21 protein-coding genes are annotated in these 23,721 nt (G+C 56.7%); 16 read left to right on the top strand and 5 right to left on the bottom strand.

Annotated features, from left to right (window positions below):
- Positions 1-84: 84 nt before the first annotated feature.
- Positions 85-1,476, bottom strand: coding sequence for a xanthine/proton symporter XanP (gene xanP, locus INT84_RS16125; protein WP_194207610.1), 1,392 nt, complete (start codon positions 1,474-1,476; stop codon positions 85-87).
- 274 nt (positions 1,477-1,750) lie between these two features.
- Here xanP and gltS point away from each other — a divergent pair, with 274 nt between their 5' ends.
- Complete coding sequence (gene gltS / locus INT84_RS16120) at positions 1,751-2,953, top strand: sodium/glutamate symporter (RefSeq protein WP_194207609.1); 1,203 nt, start codon at positions 1,751-1,753, stop codon at positions 2,951-2,953.
- Between the two features lie 87 nt (positions 2,954-3,040).
- Here the strand turns inward: gltS and glpK are convergent, their stop codons facing one another.
- Both glpK and INT84_RS16110 read right to left on the bottom strand, forming a co-directional pair.
- Complete coding sequence (gene glpK, locus INT84_RS16115; protein WP_194207608.1) at positions 3,041-4,552, bottom strand: glycerol kinase GlpK; 1,512 nt, start codon at positions 4,550-4,552, stop codon at positions 3,041-3,043.
- A gap of 22 nt (positions 4,553-4,574) precedes the next feature.
- Positions 4,575-5,420, bottom strand: a complete 846-nt coding sequence (locus INT84_RS16110; protein ID WP_194207607.1) for an MIP/aquaporin family protein — start codon at positions 5,418-5,420, stop codon at positions 4,575-4,577.
- A gap of 433 nt (positions 5,421-5,853) precedes the next feature.
- On the opposite strand from INT84_RS16110, the gene zapB reads away from it, so the two are divergent.
- The 3 genes from zapB to INT84_RS16095 all read left to right on the top strand — a co-directional run bounded on the left by zapB (position 5,854) and on the right by INT84_RS16095 (position 8,278).
- Positions 5,854-6,093 (top strand): septal ring assembly protein ZapB, encoded by a 240-nt coding sequence (gene zapB, locus INT84_RS16105; RefSeq protein WP_103676369.1) that lies wholly within the window; start codon positions 5,854-5,856, stop codon positions 6,091-6,093.
- Positions 6,094-6,236: 143 nt separating this feature from the next.
- Positions 6,237-7,226 carry a sulfate ABC transporter substrate-binding protein gene (locus tag INT84_RS16100; RefSeq protein ID WP_194207606.1) on the top strand — a complete coding sequence of 330 codons (990 nt, stop codon included), beginning with the start codon at positions 6,237-6,239 and terminating at the stop codon, positions 7,224-7,226.
- Positions 7,227-7,498: 272 nt separating this feature from the next.
- Positions 7,499-8,278: a CDP-diacylglycerol diphosphatase gene (locus tag INT84_RS16095; RefSeq protein ID WP_194207605.1), complete on the top strand. Its 780-nt coding sequence runs from the start codon at positions 7,499-7,501 to the stop codon at positions 8,276-8,278.
- Positions 8,279-8,300: 22 nt separating this feature from the next.
- On the opposite strand, the gene lsrK is transcribed toward INT84_RS16095, so the two are convergent.
- Together lsrK and lsrR are read right to left on the bottom strand one after the other, a co-directional pair.
- Positions 8,301-9,893, bottom strand: a complete 1,593-nt coding sequence (gene lsrK / locus INT84_RS16090) for an autoinducer-2 kinase (protein ID WP_194207604.1) — start codon at positions 9,891-9,893, stop codon at positions 8,301-8,303.
- Positions 9,894-9,977: 84 nt separating this feature from the next.
- Positions 9,978-10,943 (bottom strand): transcriptional regulator LsrR, encoded by a 966-nt coding sequence (gene lsrR, locus INT84_RS16085; RefSeq protein ID WP_194207603.1) that lies wholly within the window; start codon positions 10,941-10,943, stop codon positions 9,978-9,980.
- 248 nt (positions 10,944-11,191) lie between these two features.
- Between lsrR and lsrA the strand changes: the two genes are divergently transcribed.
- From lsrA to INT84_RS16025, 12 genes are all read left to right on the top strand, one after another.
- Entirely contained in the window at positions 11,192-12,727 is a 1,536-nt protein-coding gene (lsrA, locus tag INT84_RS16080) for an autoinducer 2 ABC transporter ATP-binding protein LsrA (protein WP_194207602.1), read from the top strand.
- Positions 12,721-13,767 carry an autoinducer 2 ABC transporter permease LsrC gene (gene lsrC / locus INT84_RS16075; protein ID WP_194207601.1) on the top strand — a complete coding sequence of 349 codons (1,047 nt, stop codon included), beginning with the start codon at positions 12,721-12,723 and terminating at the stop codon, positions 13,765-13,767. Before lsrA ends, lsrC begins: the two co-directional genes overlap by 7 nt.
- Positions 13,764-14,762, top strand: a complete 999-nt coding sequence (lsrD, locus tag INT84_RS16070) for an autoinducer 2 ABC transporter permease LsrD (RefSeq protein ID WP_194207600.1) — start codon at positions 13,764-13,766, stop codon at positions 14,760-14,762. The genes lsrC and lsrD overlap by 4 nt, the downstream gene beginning before the upstream one ends.
- A 27-nt stretch (positions 14,763-14,789) precedes the next feature.
- Complete coding sequence (lsrB, locus tag INT84_RS16065) at positions 14,790-15,812, top strand: autoinducer 2 ABC transporter substrate-binding protein LsrB (RefSeq protein ID WP_194207599.1); 1,023 nt, start codon at positions 14,790-14,792, stop codon at positions 15,810-15,812.
- Between the two features lie 19 nt (positions 15,813-15,831).
- Positions 15,832-16,746, top strand: a complete 915-nt coding sequence (gene lsrF / locus INT84_RS16060) for a 3-hydroxy-5-phosphonooxypentane-2,4-dione thiolase (RefSeq protein ID WP_194207598.1) — start codon at positions 15,832-15,834, stop codon at positions 16,744-16,746.
- On the top strand, positions 16,746-17,036 hold the full coding sequence (gene lsrG, locus INT84_RS16055) for a (4S)-4-hydroxy-5-phosphonooxypentane-2,3-dione isomerase (RefSeq protein WP_194207597.1): 291 nt from the start codon (positions 16,746-16,748) through the stop codon (positions 17,034-17,036). The genes lsrF and lsrG overlap by 1 nt, the downstream gene beginning before the upstream one ends.
- Before the next feature lie 9 nt (positions 17,037-17,045).
- On the top strand, positions 17,046-17,801 hold the full coding sequence (locus INT84_RS16050; RefSeq protein ID WP_194207596.1) for an epimerase: 756 nt from the start codon (positions 17,046-17,048) through the stop codon (positions 17,799-17,801).
- A 340-nt stretch (positions 17,802-18,141) separates the two neighbouring features.
- Complete coding sequence (locus INT84_RS16045) at positions 18,142-19,476, top strand: MFS transporter (protein WP_194207595.1); 1,335 nt, start codon at positions 18,142-18,144, stop codon at positions 19,474-19,476.
- 10 nt (positions 19,477-19,486) lie between these two features.
- On the top strand, positions 19,487-20,437 hold the full coding sequence (locus tag INT84_RS16040; protein WP_194207594.1) for an aminoimidazole riboside kinase: 951 nt from the start codon (positions 19,487-19,489) through the stop codon (positions 20,435-20,437).
- A 9-nt stretch (positions 20,438-20,446) separates the two neighbouring features.
- Positions 20,447-21,487 (top strand): ADP-ribosylglycohydrolase family protein, encoded by a 1,041-nt coding sequence (locus INT84_RS16035; protein WP_194207593.1) that lies wholly within the window; start codon positions 20,447-20,449, stop codon positions 21,485-21,487.
- Between the two features lie 63 nt (positions 21,488-21,550).
- On the top strand, positions 21,551-22,273 hold the full coding sequence (locus tag INT84_RS16030) for a GntR family transcriptional regulator (protein WP_176917057.1): 723 nt from the start codon (positions 21,551-21,553) through the stop codon (positions 22,271-22,273).
- A 104-nt stretch (positions 22,274-22,377) separates the two neighbouring features.
- Complete coding sequence (locus tag INT84_RS16025) at positions 22,378-23,682, top strand: SLC13 family permease (RefSeq protein WP_194207592.1); 1,305 nt, start codon at positions 22,378-22,380, stop codon at positions 23,680-23,682.
- The last annotated feature ends 39 nt before the right edge of the window (positions 23,683-23,721 follow it).

Genomic DNA, 23,721 nt, shown 5'->3' with positions numbered 1-23,721 from the left:
TGCCCGAATTACCGGAAATCCTCAAGGAAGGAATAGTGAAAGTGCGTTACAGCGGCAGCGGGTCAGGCCCGCTGCTGCGGCAGATCAATTTTTCTCTGGCGGGAAAAGCAGGTTCAGCACAATCGCGGTAATACCGCCTGCGGCGATGCCGGAGGAGAGCAGGTTTTTCACCCAGTCCGGGGCAAATTGCAGGATCAGCGGCTGCTGAGAGACGCCAAGACCGACGGCCAGCGACAGGGCGATAATCATGATGGCGCGGCGGTTCAGCGGCTCGCGGGAGACAATACGCACGCCGGAGGCGGCGATAGTGCCAAACATTACCAGCGTTGCGCCGCCCAGCACCGGTTCCGGGATGTGCTGTACAAAACCACTCACCGCCGGGAACAGGCCGAGCACGATCAGCATCAGCGCGACCACAAAACCGACATAGCGGCTGGCAACGCCGGTCAACTGGATCACGCCGTTGTTCTGCCCAAAGCAGGAGTTGGGAAAGGTATTAAAGACGGCGGAGACAAACGAGTTCAGGCCGTTCGCCAGTACGCCGCCTTTCAGACGCTTCATATACAGCGGGCCGGAGACCGGCTGCTCGGAGACGTCAGAGGTGGCGGTAATATCGCCGATAGTTTCCAGCGAGGTGATCATAAACACCAGCATCAGCGGCAGCAGCAGGTTCCAGTCAATACCCAGACCATAGTAGAGCGGGGTCGGCACCATGATCAGCGGACTGTTGGTTGGCGCGTTACCTTCCGGCAGCATCCCCATAAACCAGGCCAGCAGATAGCCCGCGGCCATCGCAATCACCAGCGAGGCGACGCGCAGATACGGGTTGCGCTGACGGTTTAGCAGAATGATGACCGCCAGCACCACGCCCGCCAGCAGCAGGTTTTTCGGCGCGCCGAACGTGTGATCGTTCATCGCGGCAAAGCCACCGCCGATGGAGGTCAGTCCAACCTGGATCAGCGACAGCCCGATAATCATCACCACCACGCCGGAGACCAGCGGGGTGATGATGCGGCGCGCCAGGTGCAGGATGCGCGAGATAACCATTTCAGTACAGCTCGCCAGCATCAGGGTGCCAAACAGTGCCGCCATCATGGTCGGAACGTCCGCACCGCCTGTTTTTAATGCCGTGCCGCCCATGATCAGCGGGGCGACAAAGTTGAAGCTGGTACCCTGAATCGAAAGCAGCCCGGAGCCGACCGGCCCCCAGGCTTTAATCTGAATGATGGAAGCCACACCGGACGCGAACAGCGACATGCTGATGATGTGCTGGGTATCCTCTGCCGGTAATCCCAGCGCCTGACAAATCAGCAGCGCAGGGGTGATGACCGCAACGAACATCGCCAGCAGGTGCTGGCAGGCGGCAAACAGGGTCTGGGGCAGGGGAGGACGATCTTCGAGGCGGTAAATCAATTCGCTATTCTGCACAGGAGCAATCGGTTGCGCGTGTTCAGATTCGACGGTGTGAGCAGACATCAGAGGCAATCCCGCGGTGGAAAAGGGGGGATTTTAGCCGACTGACAGGCAAAAGCAAACGGTTGCTTGCAGGGCGGCTATAAAAAGTTATGCACTATACGGCGTCATAACTTTTTGTACTAACAGACAGCCGTAAGGGCTTCATCCTCACTTTTTTTGTCACTTTGGTCACATTATTGCTTACAATCGACCCTCAGCCTCATGATGAGGCCGTTACGACATGGGAAATTTGTCGCGTATGAATGGATCATGCGTTGAGTAAGGAGCTTAAGCTATGTTCTACCTTGATACATTATCGACGCTGGTGGCCGCCACCCTGGTGCTGCTGTTAGGGCGTAAACTGGTCCATACGGTCCCCTTCTTTGAAAAATACACCATTCCTGAACCGGTCGCGGGCGGCCTGCTGGTAGCGCTGGCGTTGCTGGTGCTGAAAAAAAGCATGGGCTGGGAAATCGACTTTGATATGAGCCTGAAAGATCCGCTCATGCTGGCCTTTTTTGCCACCATTGGCCTCAACGCTAATATTGCCAGCCTGCGGGCGGGCGGCAAAGTGGTGGCCATCTTTCTGATCGTCGTGGTGGGGCTGCTGGTGGTGCAAAACGCCATCGGCATCGGTATGGCAAAAGCGCTGGGTCTGGACCCGCTGATGGGGCTGCTTGCCGGGTCGATCACGCTTTCCGGCGGGCATGGTACCGGGGCAGCGTGGGGCAAACTCTTCTCCGAGCGCTACGGTTTCACCAGCGCGACCGAAGTGGCGATGGCCTGTGCCACCTTCGGTCTGGTGCTGGGCGGGCTGATTGGCGGGCCGGTGGCGCGTTTTCTGGTCAAACACTCGCCCACGCCGGACGGCACGCCTGACGATTTAGCCACCCCGACCGCCTTTGAAAAGCCCGATGTCGGGCGGATGATCACCTCGCTGGTGTTAATCGAATCCATCGCCCTGATCGCGATTTGTCTGACGGTGGGGAAAGTGATTGCGAAACTGTTAGCGGGAACCGCGCTGGAGCTTCCGACCTTTGTTTGCGTGCTGTTTATTGGCGTGCTGCTCAGCAACGGCCTGGCGTTAATGGGTTTTTATCGGGTGTTTGAACGCGCGGTTTCGGTGCTGGGCAACGTCTGTCTGTCGCTGTTTCTGGCAATGGCGTTGATGAGCCTGAAGCTCTGGGAACTGGCGTCACTGGCGCTGCCGATGCTCGCCATCCTGGCGGTACAAACGCTGGCAATGGCGCTTTTTGCGGTGTTTGTGACCTGGCGAATGATGGGGAAAAACTATGATGCCGCCGTGCTGGCTGCCGGGCACTGCGGTTTTGGTCTTGGCGCGACACCGACTGCCATCGCCAACATGCAGGCCATCACCGAACGTTTTGGGCCGTCGCATATGGCATTTCTGGTGGTGCCGATGGTTGGCGCGTTTTTTATCGATATCGTCAACGCATTAGTGATTAAATTGTTCCTGATGATGCCGATGTTTAGCTGACAGTTCAGGTAACCGGGTAAGGCGTTAGCCGTTACCCGGAAATTCTCCCCGGTGGCGCTACGCTTACCGGGGCTACTTTTGAAAATCTTATCCTTCGTCGTGCTCTTCCCACGCCATCGCGCGTTTCACCGCTTTTCGCCAGCCGCTGTAACGGTAGTTACGCTCGGTGGTTTCGATGCCCGGGCGGAACTCGCGTTCAATCACCGCTTTTTCCTGTAGCTCATCCAGATTCTGCCAGAAGCCGACTGCCAGACCGGCCAGATAGGCCGCGCCCAGCGCGGTCACTTCACGCACTTCCGGACGCTCCACGCGGGTGCCCAGAATGTCGGACTGGAACTGCATCAGGAAGTTATTGGCAACCGCGCCGCCGTCCACGCGCAGCGCGTGAAGACGAATGCCGGAGTCCGCCTGCATCGCTTCCAGCACGTCGCGGGTCTGGAAGGCGATGGATTCAAGGGTCGCGCGGATAATGTGATTCGAGTTTACGCCACGAGTCAGGCCGAAGATCGCGCCGCGGGCATACGGGTCCCAGTAAGGCGCGCCCAGACCGGTAAAGGCGGGAACCACATAGACGCCGTTAGTGTTCTGCACTTTGGTGGCGAAGTATTCGGAGTCAAAGGCATCGCTGATCAGTTTCATTTCATCGCGCAGCCATTGAATAGATGCGCCTGCCATAAACACCGCGCCTTCCAGCGCATAGTTGACCTCGCCGCGCGGACCGCAGGCGATGGTGGTCAGCAGGCCATGCTCAGAGGCGACCGCTTTTTCACCGGTGTTCATCAGCATAAAGCAGCCGGTACCGTAGGTGTTTTTCGCCATCCCTTCCTTCACACAGAGCTGGCCGAACAGCGCCGCCTGCTGATCGCCGGCGATCCCGGCGATCGGAATACGCGTGCCGCCTTTACCACCGATATTGGTCTGGCCGTACACTTCAGATGATTTGTGGACCTGCGGCAGCATGGCGCGCGGAATGTCCAGCACCTCCAGCATTTTGTCATCCCAGTCCAGCTCATGAATATTGAATAGCATGGTACGTGAGGCGTTGGTGTAGTCGGTGACATGAACGCGCCCCTGGGTCATCTTCCAGATAAGCCAGGTGTCAACGGTGCCGAACAGCAGTTCGCCGCGCTTCGCCCGCTCGCGGGAACCTTCAACGTGGTCGAGGATCCATTTTACTTTGGTGCCGGAGAAGTATGGGTCGATGACCAGCCCGGTGGTTTTACGGATATAGTCTTCCAGGCCGTCACGCTTCAACTGCTCGCAGATTTCAGAGGTACGGCGGCACTGCCAGACGATAGCATTATGGATTGGCTTCCCGGTTTCCCGATCCCAGACGATAGCGGTTTCACGCTGGTTGGTAATGCCAATGGCCGCGATCTGATCGGAATTGATATCGGCTTTCGCCAGCACTTCGACCAGCGTGGAGCTTTGGGTGGCCCAGATTTCCATCGGGTCATGCTCAACCCAGCCTGGCTTCGGATAAATTTGTTCAAACTCGCGCTGCGACACGCTAATGATGTTGGCGTCGTGATCCATCACGACGGCGCGGGAGCTGGTAGTGCCCTGATCGAGCGCAACGATATATTTTTTGTCAGTCATAGTCATAAGTCCCGTAGTCGTATTACAGCGAAGCTTTTTGCGTGGCAGCAGCGGCGTCTTTCTCTTCTTTTGCCACCGGAATATCACACGGCAGGTGCAGGCCAATCAGCTTACGATAGCCGAACGCCCCCAGCGCCGCGCCTACAATCGGTCCGAAAAGCGGCACCAGGAAATAGGGAATATCTTTCCCGCCGGTGAAGGCAACATCACCCCAGCCAGCAAACCAGGCGAAGGTTTTCGGGCCTAAATCACGCGCCGGGTTCATGGCGAAGCCGGTGAGCGGCCCCATCGATGCGCCGATAACCGCAATCAGCAGACCAATCAGCAGCGGGGCCAGCGGCCCGCGCGGAATGCCGTTACCGTCATCGCCCAGCGCCATAATCACGCCCATCAGGATAGCGGTAATCACCATTTCAACTGCGAAGGCCTGCACAAAATTGAGATGTGGATTGGGATAAGTCGAAAATATCCCCGCCAGATCAAGGCTTTCGACGCTGCCGCGCACCATATGGTGCGTCAGTTCGTAATCGGCGAACAGGTTGTAGTAAAGCCCGTAGACCAGCGCCGCCGAGCAGAAGGCCCCGGCAAACTGGGCGATGATAAACGGTGCCACTTTGCGACCGTCAAAACAGGCGAACAGCCACAAAGCGATGGTTACTGCCGGGTTCAGATGCGCACCGGAGACACCGGCGGTCAGGTAGATCGCCATCGCGACGCCCAGCCCCCAGATGATGCTGATTTCCCACTGTCCGAAGCTCGCGCCCGCGACTTTCAGCGCCGCAACGCAGCCGACGCCAAAAAAAATCAGCAGCCCGGTGCCTAAGAATTCTGCAATGCACTGACCTTTCAGAGTTGTTGTTTGGCTCATAATCCGATCCTAAAGCAAGGTGAGAAGCACTATGTGCGTAACGGTCGAAGACGACCATACAGCATTGTATGTTTAATGTTAATTTATCGTTAACGAACACAAACGAGAAATATCGAACTCAAAAAGTGTGTGTTGCGTCAACAAAATGAGCGTTTTCGCGCTATGTAGTGTATTTTTCCGCCAGAAAAATAATGAGAGCTGAATCATTTCATTAACGCAGAGGTTAACAATTAAGTGGTATTTGCGACGAACGCATCAGGTTTTGGCTGAAAATTGCCGCAATCCGCAAACAGCGCGGGTTGGCGCTGGACAGTAAGGGCGGGGCTTCATACAATCGAAGCTATGGTAGTGTGCTAATTCATTAAGGCGTCGCCGGTGTTCGGGACGAGGATTTATATCCATCAACGCCTTGCAATTCAGGAGAGGTAGGACGATGTCATTAGAAGTGTTTGAGAAACTGGAAGCAAAAGTACAGCAGGCGATTGATACCATCACTCTGTTACAGATGGAAATCGAAGAGCTGAAAGAGAAGAACAACAACCTGTCTCAGGAAGTTCACTCTGCACAGCAGAACCGTGAAGATCTGGAGCGTGAAAATCATCATCTGCGTGAGCAGCAGCAGGGCTGGCAGGATCGTCTGCAAGCGCTGCTGGGCCGCATGGAAGAAGTCTGATTTACGGCCCTCTCTCTGCGGAGGGAGGGTTTTCCCCTTTTTATATTCCTCCCGGTTATAGCCAATCTTTTTTTATTCTTTAATCATTGATCGTCTTTCTGGCACGCTAACTTCATCACAACACAACATACAGAGAGTGGGCGATGAATAAGTGGGGCGTGGGATTAACTCTTTTGCTGGCGTCAACCAGCGTTCTGGCTAAGGATGTTCAGCTATTAAACGTGTCTTATGATCCAACGCGCGAGCTGTACGATGAGTACAACAAAGCTTTTAGCGCCCACTGGAAAAAAGAGACCGGCGATAATGTAGTGATCCGTCAGTCGCACGGCGGCTCCGGAAAACAGGCGACATCCGTGATTAACGGGATTGAAGCCGATGTGGTAACGCTGGCGCTGGCCTATGACGTTGATGCCATCGCTGAGCGCGGACGCATTGATAAAAACTGGATCAAGCGCCTGCCGGACAACTCTGCGCCGTACACCTCGACCATTGTGTTCCTGGTGCGAAAAGGCAATCCAAAACAAATTCATGACTGGAACGACCTGATTAAACCGGGCGTTTCGGTGATCACCCCGAACCCGAAAAGCTCCGGCGGCGCACGCTGGAACTATCTGGCCGCCTGGGGCTACGCCCTGCACCATAACAATGGCGATCAGGCTAAAGCGCAGGAGTTCGTGAAGTCACTGTTCAAAAACGTCGAAGTGCTGGATTCCGGCGCGCGTGGGTCGACCAATACCTTTGTTGAACGCGGTATCGGCGACGTGCTGATTGCGTGGGAAAACGAAGCGCTGCTGGCGACCAATGAGCTGGGTAAAGATAAGTTTGAAATCGTGACCCCGAGCGAGTCTATTCTGGCCGAACCGACCGTTTCCGTAGTTGATAAAGTGGTTGAGAAGAAAGGCACTCAGGCGGTGGCGGAAGCCTATCTGAAATACCTGTACTCGCCGGAAGGCCAGGAAATCGCGGCGAAAAACTTCTATCGTCCGCGTAATCCTGAAGTGGCGAAGAAATATGACAGCGCATTCCCGAAACTGAAGCTGTTCACGATTGATGAAGAGTTCGGCGGCTGGACGAAAGCGCAGAAAGCGCATTTCTCTAACGGCGGCACGTTTGACCAGATTAGCAAGCGTTAAGCGCGGGTGACCTTACCTGCCCGGTAAGCGCAGCGCCGCCCGGCATAACGTTACCAGGGTTAACGCCTGACACCATCCCGTAGGCCGGCGCAAGCGCAGCGCCGCCCGGCATAACGTCCCCGATGTTAACGCCTGACACCATCCTGTAGGCCGGCGCAAGCGCAGCGCCGCCCGGCATAACTTTCCACCGAGCTCAACGGCCCTTGCGGGCCGTTTTTAATTGGTCATCAATATGCGGTACCCTTTGGCAAAAAGCATCAAGGGATCGGGTAATGAAAAACGTTAAACGTGTCATCGTCGTGCTGCTTATTGCGGTGGTTGGGCTTGCGGCAGGCGGTTTTTACTGGTTGCACTCCGGCAATCCTGACGCGCTCAGGCATATCACTTTCGCGCAATGCATTCCCGGCCAACGGCAGCACCATAATCCCGCCCCCTGTAAAGAAGCGGATCTGCGGGCAGGCTACGTGCTGTTAAAAGATAAAAACGGCCCGCTGCAATACCTGCTGATGCCCACTCAGCGGATCAACGGTATTGAGAGTCCGCTGCTGCTCCAGCCAAAGACGCCGGATTACGTCTGGCTGGCGTGGCAGAAGCGCGATGTGCTGAGCGAACAGAATGGGTCTCCCGTGCCGGATTCGGCAGTCTCGCTGGCCATCAATTCCCGTCTCGGGCGCACGCAAAACCACTTCCACATTCATATCTCCTGCCTGCGCCGCGATGTGCGGGCGCATCTGAACGGCAACCTGACCACCATCAGCGCCCGCTGGCTGCCGCTGGCAGGTGGTCTGCGCGGCCACGATTATCTGGCGCGCCGGGTAACGAAAAATGAGCTGGCGCAGCGCAGCCCGTTTATGATGCTGGCGGAAGAGGTGCCCGGCGCGCGGGAGCATATGGGACGTTATGCGCTGGCAATGGCGCAGCAAAGTGACGGCTCGCTGGTGCTGCTGGCGACCGAGCGTAATGTGCTGATGTTTAACCTGGCGTCAGCCGAGGAACTTCAGGATCATAATTGCGCGATCCTGAAGTCGTCCCGGCCAGACAGCGGGCGATAGTGAATGGTTACACAGGTGCCGTTTAAAGCCCCGGCGCTTTCCACAACGACGTCGTCAGCCCGTCATCCACCAGGCCGCGCTGATCCAGATAGACGGCCTGCCATTTCTCCCGCGCCTGCTGATAAACCTCATGATTTTTGGTATCGGGTTTATGCTCCCGATCCCAGCGCACCAGGCTTTCGCCAGTCAGCGCCAGCGAGGGCCAGATATCTGCGCCGACGCCCGCTGCGATGGCGCAGCCTAACGCCGTCGCCTCTTTCACTACCGGCACCCGCACCGTTAAGCCAGTCACGTCAGCCAGGATCTGACTCCATAATTTGCCTTTCGCGCCGCCGCCAGCGAATACCAGCGAATCGGCCTGTACGCCCGAGAAATCAGCGATCTGTTGTAAATTACAGGCGGAGACAATCGCGGCGTTCTCTTCCAGCGCGCGAAACAGCGTCGCTTTATTACATTTTTCAGGATCGATAGAGAGATTGATAAACGACGGCGCGGCGTGGTACCAGCGCTTAAAACGCATCACGTCGGAGAAGATGGGCATCACGCCGTGCGCGCCCGGCGGCACCCGGCTGGCCATCTCTTCAAGCAGCGTGTAGGCATCAACGCCCAGCCGTTCGGCAATCAGCTTCTCTTCCGCGCAGAAGGCGTCGCGGAACCAGCGCATCGTCAGGCCGGTAAAGAAACTGATCGATTCGGTCTGCACCATTCCCGGAATGACATGCGGGTTGATGCGCACGTTCATATTCGGATCGGTCGCCGGAGAGGGGAGATTGACCACCTGCTGCCAGAAGGTGCCGCCCAGCACAGCCGTTTGCGCAGGCTGAACAACGCCGAGGCCGAGGCATCCCAGCTGCACATCGCCGCCGCCGACAATGACCGGCGTCCCCGCGATCAGCCCGCTCTGTTCCGCGGCGCGTTGGGTTATTTTCCCCAGCGGCGTACCGGTCTCTTTCACCGGCGACAGAATATCGGCGCGCAGGCCCGCCATTTGCAGCAGGCTGCGTTTCCAGTCGCGGGTGACTAAATCCAGCAGGCCGGTGGTTCCGGCGTTGGAAGGATCGACCGCCAGCTCGCCGCTGAGCATATACGCCATCCAGTCGCTGATCATCGTCACCGTCGACGCCCGACGGTAAATATCCGGGCGGTGATGTGCCAGCCAGAGCAGCCGGGGGATGGCGCTCAGCGCCAGCGTCTGCCCGGAGCAGCGGTAAACATTCTCTTCGAAGGTATTGTCGTACAGCTCTTTCAACTCGCTGACCTCATGCGCCGCACGCGCATCCACGTTGGCGCAGGCCCAGATCGGCTCGCCGTCGCCATCGTAAATCACGATCCCTTCGCGCATGGAGCAGGCGGAAACGGCGACAATCGCGGCGGGTGAAACGTCCGCGTTATGTAACGCCTGACGGATGCACTGACAGGCCAGCTGCCAGTTTTTTGTCAGGTCAAACTCCATCGAGCCCGGCACGTCCGGCACCGCCAGATGCTGCCATTCCGCCTGTCCAACAGCGATTTGATTGCCTTGTAGATCGAAAATCACCGCTCTGACGCTGCCGGTACCGGCATCCAGAGCCATCAGGTAATGCCCTGATTCAGCGTGGGTACAGAGTCGAGCCATGTGTTTGTCCTCGGCTATTTATTCGTCACCTGGACTCCTGTCAGTTGCTGCTCCATCTTGTAGGGGTAAGTGTTCATTTGTTTATTATTTTTCAATCAGTTGAAGCATTCGCGCGGCGGTGGCCTGATCGGTGACCAGCGCGTTGATATAGTTGCCTTTCATGGCGGCGATGATTGATTCTGCTTTCTCTTCGCCACCCGCGACGCCGATAATGGTTGGGATTGTGGAGAGTGAGCTTAAGCTCAGGCCAATTAACTCCTGATGAATTTTGATCTCCGGGATAACCTCGCCGTTGGCATCAAAAAAGTAACCGAGAATATCGCCCACCGCGCCTTTGCGGCCAATCATCAGTTGTTCGCCAGTGGTGATATAGCCGGAGCGCAAAATCGTCGCCTCTTCTTTTTGGCTGATAGCGCCAATGCCGACCACCGCGACATCTGCCGCCTGCGCCGTCAGCATCACGTCCCGGACGCTGTTTTCGTTACGCAGCGTCCGGGCAATCTCCGCCGATGAGGCGCGCAGCGGCGCGGGCATAATGCTCACGCTACAGGCGGCATCCAGCTGGCCGATGCCGGTCATATAGGGTCCGACGCCGCCGGATAGCGTGACCAGCCGGATACGCTGCGCGGAAATAAACCCGCTCAGCCGCTTCAGCGTGGTCATGGTTGCTTCGCCGAAACCCACCGCCAGCAGCTGCTGCGGTTGCAGGGACTCCATCAGCATGTGCGATGCGCCAATCCCCAGCCGCATGCCAATATTGGCGTCAGGCAGTGCGGGCAGGACGCGGATGTTACGCAGCGAAAACCGGCTGCGCAGCGCGTCTTCATACTCCAGACACCCTTCAAAGCGCGAGTTGATCTGGACGCGGATAATGCCCGACTGGTGGCCTTTCTCCAGCAGTCGCGACACTTTCAGCCGCGTAAGCCCCAGGCGTTCGCTGATTTCACTTTGCGTCAGGCCGTCGTGGTAATAAAACCATGCAATGCGTGCGACCTGCTCCTCTTCACACATTCCGTATTCCGATATCAAGGTGCTGTCATTGGTCGTCATAATAGCGCTTCACTTTGAACATTTATAATTCATTAACACAATTGTTCAGTCATCCACAATTATTCGCTGTGACGTACGCCACAATATTTAACAGTGGCTGAACTTTTTGCACATTAAAGTTCATTTATTCATGAAATGTGATCCTGGTGATGTTTTTGTAAACAATTTGCTACTACTGTTTTGAACAATTCATTTTCTAAAAAACATTTGTTCAATCCAGCACTCATCATTGAGCGAGCGGAGGCAAAATGCAACCCAGTCATCTTTCTGCACCCCCACTGCTTTGCGTGCAGGACATCCGCAAGCACTATTCCGGCGTTGATGTCCTGAAGGGCATCGACTTTACGCTCCACGCCGGAGAGGTGCATGCGCTGCTTGGCGGCAACGGTGCCGGAAAATCGACCCTGATGAAAATCATTGCCGGTATTGTACCGCCCGACGGCGGCACCATCGATATCGCGGGCGTGCGGTGCCAGCATTTATCGCCGCTCAAAGCGCATCAGATGGGCATTTACCTGGTGCCGCAGGAGCCGCTGTTATTCCCCAGTCTGTCGGTGCAGGAAAATATTCTGTTTGGCCTGCGGGGGCGTCAGGCGTCGGTCGACAAAATGCAGCAGTTCCTGACGGCGTTAGGCTGCCAGCTTGATCCCGCCAGTATCGCCGGGACGCTCGACGTGGCGGATCGGCAAATTGTCGAAATCATGCGCGGGTTGATGCGCAATTCGCAAATTTTAATCCTCGATGAACCGACCGCCTCGCTGACCCCGGCCGAAACCGATCGGCTGTTTGTCCGCCTGCGCGATTTACTGAAAAAGGGCGTCGGCATCGTGTTTATCTCCCATAAACTGCCTGAGATCCGCCAGCTCGCCGATCGCGTCAGCGTCATGCGCGATGGCAAAATCGCACTGGCCGGGAAAACGCAGGATCTGACGACCGACGCGATTATTCAGGCTATCACGCCCGCGTCTACCGGCGTAAACCTTTCCGCCAGCCAGAAGCTCTGGCTCGAACTTCCCGGCAGCCAGCCACGGAACGAGCGGGGTGCGACGGTGCTGACGCTGGACGATCTGACCGGCGAAGGCTTTATGCATATCAGCCTGGAGGTTCGCGCCGGGGAAATCCTTGGACTGGCCGGGCTGGTGGGCGCGGGCCGCACCGAGCTGGCTGAAACGCTCTACGGCATCCGCCCGCTACGGGCGGGACAGATAACGCTGAACGGTAAAGAGATCAGCGGGTTGTCTGTGCGCCAGCGTTTACAACACGGGCTGGTGTATTTGCCGGAAGACCGCCAGTCTTCAGGATTACACCTTGATGCCTCGCTGGCCTGGAATGTCGGTTCGCTGACCCATAATCAGCGCGGCCTGTGGGCCAATTCCCGGCGTGATAACGCCATTCTTGAGCGTTATCACCGGGCGCTCAATATCAAACTCAACGATGCAGAACAGGCGGCCCGCACGCTGTCCGGCGGCAATCAGCAGAAGGTGCTGATCGCCAAATGTCTGGAAGCCTCTCCACAGCTGCTGATTGTCGATGAACCCACCCGCGGCGTGGACGTCGCGGCCCGCAGCGATATTTATCAACTCCTGCGCAGCATTGCCGAGCAGAACGTGGCGGTGCTGTTTATCTCCTCCGATCTGGAAGAAATCGAGCAGATGGCCGATCGCGTGTACGTCATGCATCAGGGCGAACTGGGCGGTCCGCCGCTGTCCGGCGACGATATTAACGTCGATACCATTATGCACGTTGCTTTTGGCGAGCATCACGCGAAGGAGGCAACATGTTGAAATTTATTCAAAATAATCGGGAGGCCACCGCGCTACTGGCGATTGTCTGCCTGTTCGTTTTCCCCGGCGCGCTGGACAGCAACTATTTGAGCATGCAGACGCTGACCATGATTTTCAGCAGCGCGCAGATTTTAATGCTGCTGGCGATGGGAGCCACGATGGTCATGCTGACGCGCAATATCGACGTGTCGGTGGGATCGACCACCGGGATGTGCGCGGTACTCCTCGGGCTAATGCTGAATGACGGATATAGCCTGCCGGTCGCCTGTTTTGCCACGCTGTTACTCGGCATGGCGGCGGGATTCTTTAACGGCGTGCTGGTGGCGTGGCTGAAAATCCCGGCGATTGTCGCCACGCTCGGCACGCTGGGACTCTATCGCGGCATCATGCTGCTGTGGACCGGCGGCAAGTGGATCGAAGGCTTACCTGCCAGCCTGAAACAGCTCTCCGCGCCTGCTTTCCTCGGCATTTCCGCTATCGGTTGGTTCACGCTGGTGCTGCTGCTGGCGATGGGCTGGCTGCTGGCAAAAACCCCGTTTGGCCGCCATTTCTACGCCACTGGCGATAATTTGCAGGGGGCGCGTCAGCTCGGCGTGCGTACCGAAATGGTACGGATTATTGCCTTTTCCCTGAATGGCTGTATGGCGGCGCTGGCCGGGATCGTGTTCGCCTCGCAGATTGGTTTTATTCCCAATCAGACCGGCACCGGGCTGGAGATGAAAGCCATTGCCGCCTGCGTGCTGGGCGGAATTAGCTTACTTGGCGGCTCAGGCTCTGTGATCGGGGCCATTCTCGGTGCCTACTTCCTCACGCAAATCGACAGCGTGCTGGTGCTATTGCGTATTCCGGCCTGGTGGAATGACTTTATCGCCGGTCTGGTGCTGCTGGGCGTGCTGGTATTCGACGGTCGCCTGCGTCGCGCGCTGCAAAAAAACCTGCGTCGTCAAAAATACGCCCGCTTTATGCCGTCCGCGCCGCCGCAACGCAAACCCGTGCGTAAATCCGCTCATCAGAATAAAAAACGGGAGATGGCACAATGAACCTCTGGCGACGCTATAGCTGGGAACTGGCTCTGGCCGTGTTACTGGTGCTGGAAATCCTGGCCTTCGGCTTCATTAACCCGCGGCTGCTGGACGTGAATGTCCTGCTGTTCAGCACCAGCGATTTTATTTGTGTCGGGATTGTCGCTTTGCCACTGACGATGGTGATTGTCAGCGGCGGGATGGACATCTCGTTTGGATCGACCATTGGCTTGTGCGCCATCGCGCTGGGCTTCTTATTCCAGGCTGGCGTGCCGTTACCGCTGGCCATCATCCTGACGCTGCTGCTTGGCGCGCTGTGCGGGCTGATCAACGCCGGATTGATTATCTATACCGGCATTAACCCGCTGGTGATCACCCTCGGCACCATGTATCTGTTTGGCGGCAGCGCGCTGCTGCTGTCCGGGATGTCAGGCGCGACCGGTTATGAAGGGATCGGCGGCTTCCCCGCCGCGTTTACCGATTTCGCCAACCTCGCGCCGTTCGGCGTGCCTGTTCCGCTGATCTTCTTCCTGGTGTGCGGCGTCTTTTTCTGGCTGCTGATGCACCGAACCCACGTCGGGCGCAATATTTTTCTGATCGGCCAGAGCGCGCGGGTAGCGCAGTACAGCGCCCTGCCGGTGGATCGCACGCTGTATACCATCTATGCCATGACCGGTGTTGCTTCCGCCGTCGCCGCCGTGCTGCTGGTCTCTTATTTTGGCTCTGCCCGCTCCGATCTGGGCGCGTCGTTCCTGATGCCAGCTATCACGGCGGTGGTGCTGGGTGGGGCGAATATCTACGGCGGTTCGGGGTCGATTATCGGCACTGCCGTAGCAGTATTACTGGTGGGCTTTCTACAGCAGGGGCTGCAAATGGCTGGCGTGCCCAACCAGATTTCCAGCGCGCTGTCCGGCGCGTTATTGATTGTTGTTGTCGTGGGTCGTTCCGTCAGCCTGCACCGTCATCAAATCGTTGAGTGGATCTCACGTCGCCGCACTGCGCGGCAGGCGTGACGTCGTGTTGAAATTATGGAGAGAAAAATGGCAAGACAAAACATGAAGACGCTTACCTTACTCGTCGCACTCGGCCTCGCCTCCACGACCATCACGGTGCAGGCGGCAGAGCGCATCGCGTTTATCCCGAAACTGGTGGGCGTCGGCTTTTTCACCAGCGGCGGCAATGGCGCGAAGGAAGCCGGGAAAGAGTTGGGTATTGATGTGACTTACGATGGTCCGACCGAGCCGAGCGTTTCCGGCCAGGTCCAGCTGGTGAATAACTTCGTTAACCAGGGTTATGACGCAATTATTGTTTCTGCGGTGTCGCCTGACGGCCTGTGTCCGGCGTTAAAACGCGCCATGCAGCGCGGTGTGAAAGTGCTGACCTGGGATTCCGATACCAAACCGGAATGTCGCTCGTACTACATCGATCAGGGCACGCCGAAACAGCTCGGCGGCATGCTGGTGGATATGGCCGCGCATCAGGTGACCAAAGAGAAGGCGAAAGTAGCGTTCTTCTACTCCAGTCCGACGGTCACTGACCAGAACCAGTGGGTGAATGAGGCGAAAGCAAAAATCGCCAAAGATCATCCGGGCTGGGAAATCGTCACCACCCAATTTGGTTATAACGATGCCACTAAATCCCTGCAAACGGCGGAAGGGATCATCAAAGCGTACGGCGATCTGGACGCCATTATCGCCCCTGATGCCAACGCCCTGCCTGCCGCAGCGCAGGCTGCTGAAAACCTGAAGCGCGACAATATCGCCATCGTCGGCTTCAGTACGCCGAACGTCATGCGTCCGTATGTGAAGCGTGGCACCGTCAAAGAGTTCGGCCTGTGGGATGTGGTGCAGCAGGGCAAAATCTCGGTTCACGTCGCTAACGCATTGCTGAAAAACAAGCCGATGAATACCGGAGACAAGCTGGATATCCCGGGCGTCGGCCAGGTGGAAGTCTCGCCAAACAGCGTGCAGGGCTACAGCTATGAAGCGAAAGGCAACGGCATCGTGCTGCTACCGGAGCGCGTGGTGTTCAACAAAGACAATATCGATAAATACGATTTTTGATCTCGCTGGGGAGTAAATAATGGCTGATTTAGATGACATCAAAGACGGTAAAGATTTCCATACCGATAAACCGCAAACCAATACCCCCTTTACCTTAAAAGGCTGTGGCGCGCTGGACTGGGGCATGCAGTCCCGCCTGTCGCGCATTTTTAATCCACGTACTGGTAAAACGGTGATGTTAGCCTTTGACCACGGGTATTTTCAGGGGCCGACCACCGGGCTGGAGCGGATTGATATTAATATTGCGCCGCTGTTTGAACATACGGATGTCCTGATGTGTACCCGTGGCATATTGCGCAGCGTGGTGCCACCCGCCACCAATAAACCGGTGGTCTTACGCGCCTCGGGAGCGAATTCGATTTTAACCGAACTGAGTAATGAAGCGGTGGCGGTGGCGATGGACGATGCGGTACGGCTGAATAGCTGCGCCGTCGCCGCCCAGGTCTATATCGGCACCGAGTATGAACACCAGTCGATTAAAAACATTATTCAGTTAATCGACGCGGGACTGCGGGTAGGGATGCCAACGATGGCGGTGACCGGCGTCGGCAAAGACATGGCCCGCGATCAGCGCTATTTCTCGCTGGCGACGCGTATTGCGGCGGAGATTGGTGCGCAAATCATCAAAACCTATTACGTCGATAAAGGCTTTGAGCGGATTGCGGCAGGCTGCCCGGTGCCGATTGTGATCGCTGGCGGGAAAAAACTGCCCGAGCGTGAAGCGCTGGAGATGTGCTGGCGGGCCATCGACCAGGGAGCCAGCGGCGTGGATATGGGACGTAATATTTTCCAGTCGGAGGATCCGGTGGCGATGATCAAAGCGGTCCATGCCGTTGTGCATAAAAATGAGACGGCAGAACGGGCTTATGAGCTGTTTCTTAGTGAAAAAGGCCAGGCAGTAAACCGTCCAGACAGGCATACAGGAGGAGAATAATGCACGTCACACTGGTGGAAATTAACGTTCATGAGGACAAAATCGGACAATTTCTTGATGTCTTTCGCCAGAATCATCTCGGTTCTGTGCAGGAGGAGGGCAACCTGCGTTTTGATGTTCTTCAGGACCCGGATACACCGACGCGGTTCTACATCTATGAAGCTTACGTTGATGAACAGGCCGTCGCGCTGCATAAAACCACGCCGCATTACAAAGCCTGCGTAGAGCAGCTCGAACCACTGATGAGCGGCCCGCGCAAGAAAACGGTTTTTATCGGCCTGATGCCCTGAGGAGCGCCCATGAACCGCGAGTTTGCCGGACTCAGCCGTGAACAGTGCGTGGCGATGCTGAAGTCTTATCCGCTCAGCGTCGGTATCCTTGCCGGGCAGTGGCTCTCGCTTCACCATTATCTGCAACAGCTTGAAGACCTGGCCTCGCCGCTGCTGCATCTGGATCTGATGGACGGCCATTTTTGCCCGCAGTTCACCGTCGGCCCCTGGGCAGTGGGACAACTGCCGCAGGCGTTTCTTAAAGATGTGCATCTGATGGTGGCGGATCAATGGACTACGGCGCAGGCCTGCGTAAAGGCGGGGGCGCACTGTATCACGCTCCAGGCGGAAGGCGATATTCACCTGCATCATACGCTAAGCTGGCTCGGCCAGCAGACCGTACCGGTGACCGGCGGTGAGATGCCAGTGATCCGCGGTATCAGCCTGTGTCTGGCAACGCCGCTGGAGGTGATTGTGCCTGTGCTCAACGAGGTGGAGGTCATTCAACTGCTGGCGGTGAATCCGGGCTACGGTAGCAAAGTCAGCGCGGAGGCTTTACACGATCGCCTGGCCCGGTTGCTGGCACTGCTGGACGACAGGCGGGAAAGTAAAATCATCGCCGTCGATGGCTCGCTGGCGCGTGAACAGGTGCCGCCGCTGATTGCGCAGGGCATTGACCGGGTCGTTTCTGGTAGCGCGCTGTTCCGTGACGATCGACTAACGGAAAATGTGCGCGACTGGCGCGCAATGTTTGGCAATCGCGGACGGGACGCCACGTCGTTATAACCCTCTGTCTTCGCTGGAATTTACCTATAGTGCCTGTCTCTTTATCGTTAAGTGACAGGCATTTTCCTGTGTTTTATCCCTTCTTGATCTTTCCATCCCATTGGCCCTTTGCTGGCTGGAGATCCCTCCGCCATTGACGGTTATTTATACAAAATTATGTGAGCGTGATCAAAAGATATAAAGGTATACCTTTATATCTTTTAGGCGATAGCTATACTCGCTCTGAAACCATCGTAAACAGTGAATACGATAGTTTCTATATAAAAACGTTTTTATTTCATGATGTTAAATTGCGGGTTCTTCGAGATGTTTTCGCCTTTACACCTGAAGGAATATCGACATGAAACTTTCTATCGTGGAAAAAATCGGCTTCGGCGCGGGGGATATGGCGATAAATGTCGTGATTATCGCTATGCAGCTGCTGCTGGCTTATTTTTACACTGACATTTATGGCCTGAAGGCCGCAGATGTTGGCGTGCTGCTGGTGGTGGTGCGCATGATTGACGCCATTATCGATCCGGCGATGGGCATTCTCACTGATAAGCTGAATACGCGTTGGGGACGCTATCGCCCGTGGCTGCTGTGGTTTGCCCTGCCGTTTGGTTTTGCCGTCTACCTGATGTTCATCACACCTGACATGGCCTATATGGCTAAGCTGGCCTGGGCGTATGGCACCTATATTTTGATGACCCTGGTGTATACCGCTATCACCATCCCCTATATTTCCATGATTGGCGTGATTACCAGCGATCCCGTTGAGCGTTTGAGCGCCAACGGCTATCGCTTCGTGATGACCAAGATCGCCGCTTTTCTGGTGACCATCGTTGTGCCCATGCTGGCCGTCTGGCTGGGGCAGGGTAATAAAGCGCTCGGTTATCAACTCTCAATGGGATTGATGGGCGCAATGGGCGCAGTGTTATTTATCTTCTGTTTTCTGACCACTCGCGAGCGCAGCGAGCCGGAAATTACCTCACTCTCCGTCGGCAAGCAGTTCAAATATCTGCTGCGTAACGATCAGTGGATCATTCTGGGGGTGGTTATTCTGTTACTGATGTGCGGCTATGTTATTCGTGGCTCCGTCGCAGCGTATTACGCTAAGTATTATCTGAACGGTGGCGATAGCCTGATTTCACCGTTCCTGACCGCTGGCGTGGTGGCGTCAATTCTGGCGATGATCGCGACTACCTGGGTGACGAAGTTCTGGGACAAAATAAAAATGTTCCGCTACACCCAATTAATCACCTTTATTCTGAGCGCGCTGATGTATTTCTTCGTCGGACGGGAAAACCTCGTGCTGGCATTCGCGTTCTATTTCCTCATCAATTTTTTCTGTGATATGCAAATGCCGGTGTTCTGGTCCTCCATTGCCGAAGCGGTGGATTATGGCGAGAAGAAAACCGGCCTGCGCGTTTCCGGCCTCGCGTTTGGCGGCATCCTCTTTTTCCAGAAATTTGGTATGGGCGTCGCGGGCGGCGTGCTGGGCTTCCTGCTGAGCCATTTTGGTTATCAGGCCGACGTTGAGCAGAGCGCACGCTCATTAACCGGTATCGCGCTGATGATGACGCTTATTCCGGCGCTATTTCATCTGCTGGTTGGACTGCTGATGAAAAAGTATCTGATTAATAACCACTATTACCGCGATATTCAGCGCGATCTGGCGCAGCGTCAGGCATAAGGAGGCGCACATGAATAAGATTTGGGTAATTGGCGATGCGTCTGTTGATCTCGTCCCGGAGACGCAAAATAGTTATCTGAAATGTCCCGGCGGCGCGTCGGCGAACGTTGCCGTCTGCGTGGCCCGTTTAGGAGGCGCGTGCGGTTTTATCGGTTGCCTTGGCGACGACGATGCCGGCCGTTTTCTGCGTCAGGTTTTTGAGGATAACGGCGTGGATGTCGCTTTCCTCAGACTGGATGCGGCGCTGACCAGCGCGGTGCTGATCGTCAATCTGGCGGACAACGGGGAGCGCAGCTTTACCTATCTGGTCCACCCAGGGGCCGACACCTATGTTTCGCCGCAGGACCTGCCGCCCTTTTGCAAGAACCAGTGGTTCTACTTCAGCTCGATTGGCTTAACGGACCATCCCGCGCGTGAAGCCTGCCTGGAAGGGGCCAGAAGGATGCGCGAGGCCGGTGGCCACGTTCTGTTTGACGTCAATTTACGGACCACCATGTGGCGGGACAGCAGTGAGATCCCCGCGCTAATCGCCCAGTCCGCCGCGCTGGCGTCTATCTGCAAAGTCTCTGCTGATGAGCTGTGCCAGTTAAGCGGAGCTAACCGCTGGCAGGATGCCCGTTATTTTCTGCGTGAACTGGGGTGTGAGACCACCATCATCTCCTTGGGGGATGACGGCGCATTGTTAATCAGCCCTGAGGGGGAATACCGCTTTCCCGCGCCGCACGTTGAGGTGGTGGACACCACCGGGGCGGGCGACGCGTTTGTCGGCGGCCTGCTTTTTACCCTCTCTCAGGCTGACCGCTGGGATCATGCCTTACTGGCTGAGGCGATCGGCACCGCCAACGCCTGCGGCGCAATGGCGGTAACGGCAAAAGGGGCAATGACCGCGCTGCCGTTTCCTGACCAGCTCAACACTTTTTTGTCCAGCAGTTCGCTGGCGCAAGTTAATACCATGAAATAAGGAGTCACCATGCACGTTGATCGCAATAAAATACTGGGATGTCTGGTGGGTGCCGCCGCGGCGGACGCTATGGGTGCCGCAACGGAAGTCAGAACTCAGCAGCAGATTAAGGACTATTTTGGCGGGTGGGTGACGACGTTCCAGAAACCCCCGGCGGACACCTTCGGACGTTGCAACGACGCGGGAATGTGTACCGATGACTTTATTCAGGCGAAGTACATCATGGACGCGCTATTGCGTCATCAGCGCGAGGTCAGCGACGAGGCCATGCGCGAGGCTTTCCAGCAATGGCTGGATTATCCCTACTACGCTAATTTTACCGGCCCGACGACGCGTGCGGCGATGAAGGCCATTTTTAACGACAATCGCGCGTCGTTGCAGGGCGAGCTGGAAGGGGAAAAGCAGTCGGTACAAATTATTAATAAAGGCAACGCCGAAGCAACCAACGGGGCGGCAATGAAAATCTGGCCTGCGGCGGTGCTGCATCCCGGTGATATTGACGCGGCGATCCAGTGCGCGTTACAGATTTGCCGTTTTACGCACAACAACGTACTGGCAATGTCAGGTGCAGCGGCAATGGCGGCAGCGACAAGCGAAGCGCTAAGAGCGCAGACCAGTGCCGACAGCATCATTGCGGCGGGCGTGTATGGTGCGCAACGCGGATACCTGCTTGCGCAGGAGCAGGGCGCGATGATGGTTGCCGGACCTTCGGTCGCGCGACGTATTGAACTGGCCGTTGATATTGGTAAGCGGCATCGTCACTGGGAAACCGCGATTGTGGACGTTGCCAATATTATCGGCTCCGGGTTACACGTCAGCGAGGCTGTGCCAGCCGCCTTCGGCCTGTTCGCATGTTGTCCGGATTCCGCCGTTGATGCTATTATCTCCGGCGTTAATATCGGCAATGACACTGACACTGTCGCCACCATGGTCGGGGCGCTATCCGGCGCATTCCACGGTGTGAACGCCTTTCCTGCCGATTATTTAACCACCGTAGATCGTATGAATCATTTCGATTTGGCAGAACTGGCCAGACAAATCGCAGGGTAGCGTATTCATCCTGCCGGGGGCGGAAAGCCGTCCCCTGTCGGCTGAGAATGTGAGGTAGGCCGCTTGCAGGTTGATAAGACAAGTTTCACTCCGCTTTACAAGCAGTTGTTTTTTATCATCTGCCAGCAGATCCAGAACGGCGCGTTGCCGTTAGGTAGCCAGTTGCCGACGCAAAAAGAGGTTGCCAGAACTTACAACGTCTCGTTGATTGTCGTTAAACAGGCCTGGAGTGAACTGATTAACGCGGGGATTATTACCTCGCAGCGCGGCAGCGGTTCAATAGTCTGCGCCGTGCCAGAAGGGGTGAGCTACGGCCATACGTTTCGCGGCATCACCAGCGATTTGCAGGATGCCAGCGTCGCTGTCGAAAACCGCATTCTGGAGATTGCCCCGCGCCGCGCGCGCGATGCCCAGGCGGATGGTTTGAGTCTCCCTGCGCATCATCACTATTTTTATATCTCGCGCATTCGTTATCTGAACAATCGTCCGTTTAACCACGAAAAAATTTATCTCGATCTCAGCTTTTTCCCCGATCTCACCTTAACCGCCGATGCGCTGGAGCGTACTTCGCTCTATTCCCTGTTGCAGGTCACCAGCGACTCGGCGATTGAAAAAGTCGAGGCCATTTTACCGTCTGCGGATCTGTGTGAGAAATTACAGATAGCTGCCAATAAACCGATCTTATCCGTGGCCAGACAGACCTTTATGGCCGGGGCCGACCGGCCTTTTGAGTACTGCCGATACTACGTATTATCAGAGTACTTCGGCGAAATTCACTATCATTAATCCCTGTAATAAACGTCCGTTACGTAGATAGCCCCACCAACTCTGGCGTTTACTCACGCTGCCGGTCCCCGTATCCTTGTTGAAAAAAACATCAGGAGACAGGCATGTCGCTCTGGCTTACCCACCCGCTGTTCCTTCCGTCCGTGGTCGTTGGCATTACCATTTTACTCTGGGCGACGTCGCTGCTGCCGGAGTTCATCACCGCGCTGCTGTTTTTTGCCGTCGCGATGATCGCCAAAATTGCCCCGCCGGAGGTGATTTTCGGCGGCTTTGCCTCGTCGGCCTTCTGGCTGGTGTTCAGCGGTTTTGTGCTGGGCGTGGCGATCCGCAAAACGGGGCTGGCGGACAGGGCTGCACGGGCGCTATCAGCGAAGCTGACCGATTCCTGGCTACTGATGGTGGCGAGCGTGGTGCTGCTCAGCTATGCGCTGGCGTTTGTGATGCCGTCCAATATGGGACGTATCGCGCTGCTGATGCCGATTGTGGCGGCGATGGCGGCCCGCGCGGGCATTCAGGACGGCAGCCGCGCGTGGTGTGGTCTGGCGCTGGCGGTCGGCTTTGGCACCTTCCAGCTTTCCGCGACCATTCTGCCCGCCAACGTACCGAATCTGGTGATGAGCGGCGCGGCAGAAGGCGCGTACGGTATCCATCTGAACTACGTGCCCTACCTGCTGCTGCACACGCCGGTATTAGGAATTCTTAAGGGGCTTATCCTGATCGGCCTGATCTGCTGGCTGTTCCCCGGTAAGCCGCAGCCGCCGCGTGAACTGATGCCGTCTGCGCCAATGAGCGGCGAGGAAAAACGCCTCGCCTGGCTGCTGGCGGTGGTGCTGATTTTATGGGTGACTGAGAGCTGGCACGGTATCGGCCCCGCCTGGGTTGGGCTGGCAGCGGCCTGCGTAACGCTGCTGCCGCGCGTGGGCTTTATCAGCGGCGAAGAGTTCGCCTCCGGCGTCAATATGCGCACCTGCTTTTACGTCGGCGGCATTCTGGGGCTGGCGCTGACCGTGACGGAAACGGGGATTGGCGGCGCGGTGGGCGATGCGTTACTGCACGTGATGCCGCTGGATCCGGCGCGGCCTTTCACCAGCTTCCTCGCCCTGACCGGGATCACCACCGCGCTCAATTTTATTATGACCGCCAACGGCGTGCCGGCGCTGTATACCACGCTGGCGCAGAGCTTTTCTGATGCGACGGGGTTCCCGCTGCTCAGCGTGATTATGATTCAGGTGGCGGGCTATTCGACGCCGCTGCTGCCGTACCAGGCGTCGCCGATTGTGGTAGCGATGGCGCTCGGCAAGGTCCCGGCTCGCGCAGGAATGCTGCTGTGCCTGGCGCTGGCGGTGGTGACGTATCTGCTGCTGGTGCCGCTGGATTACGTGTGGTTTAACCTGCTGGGGAAACTGTAGATGTGATGCCCGGTGGCGCTGCGCTTACCGGGCCTACAG

It is taken from the genome of Superficieibacter sp. 1612_C1 (genome assembly GCF_015234305.1).
GTDB lineage: Bacteria > Pseudomonadota > Gammaproteobacteria > Enterobacterales > Enterobacteriaceae > Superficieibacter.
This window is presented reverse-complemented; position numbering and strand designations above follow the sequence as displayed.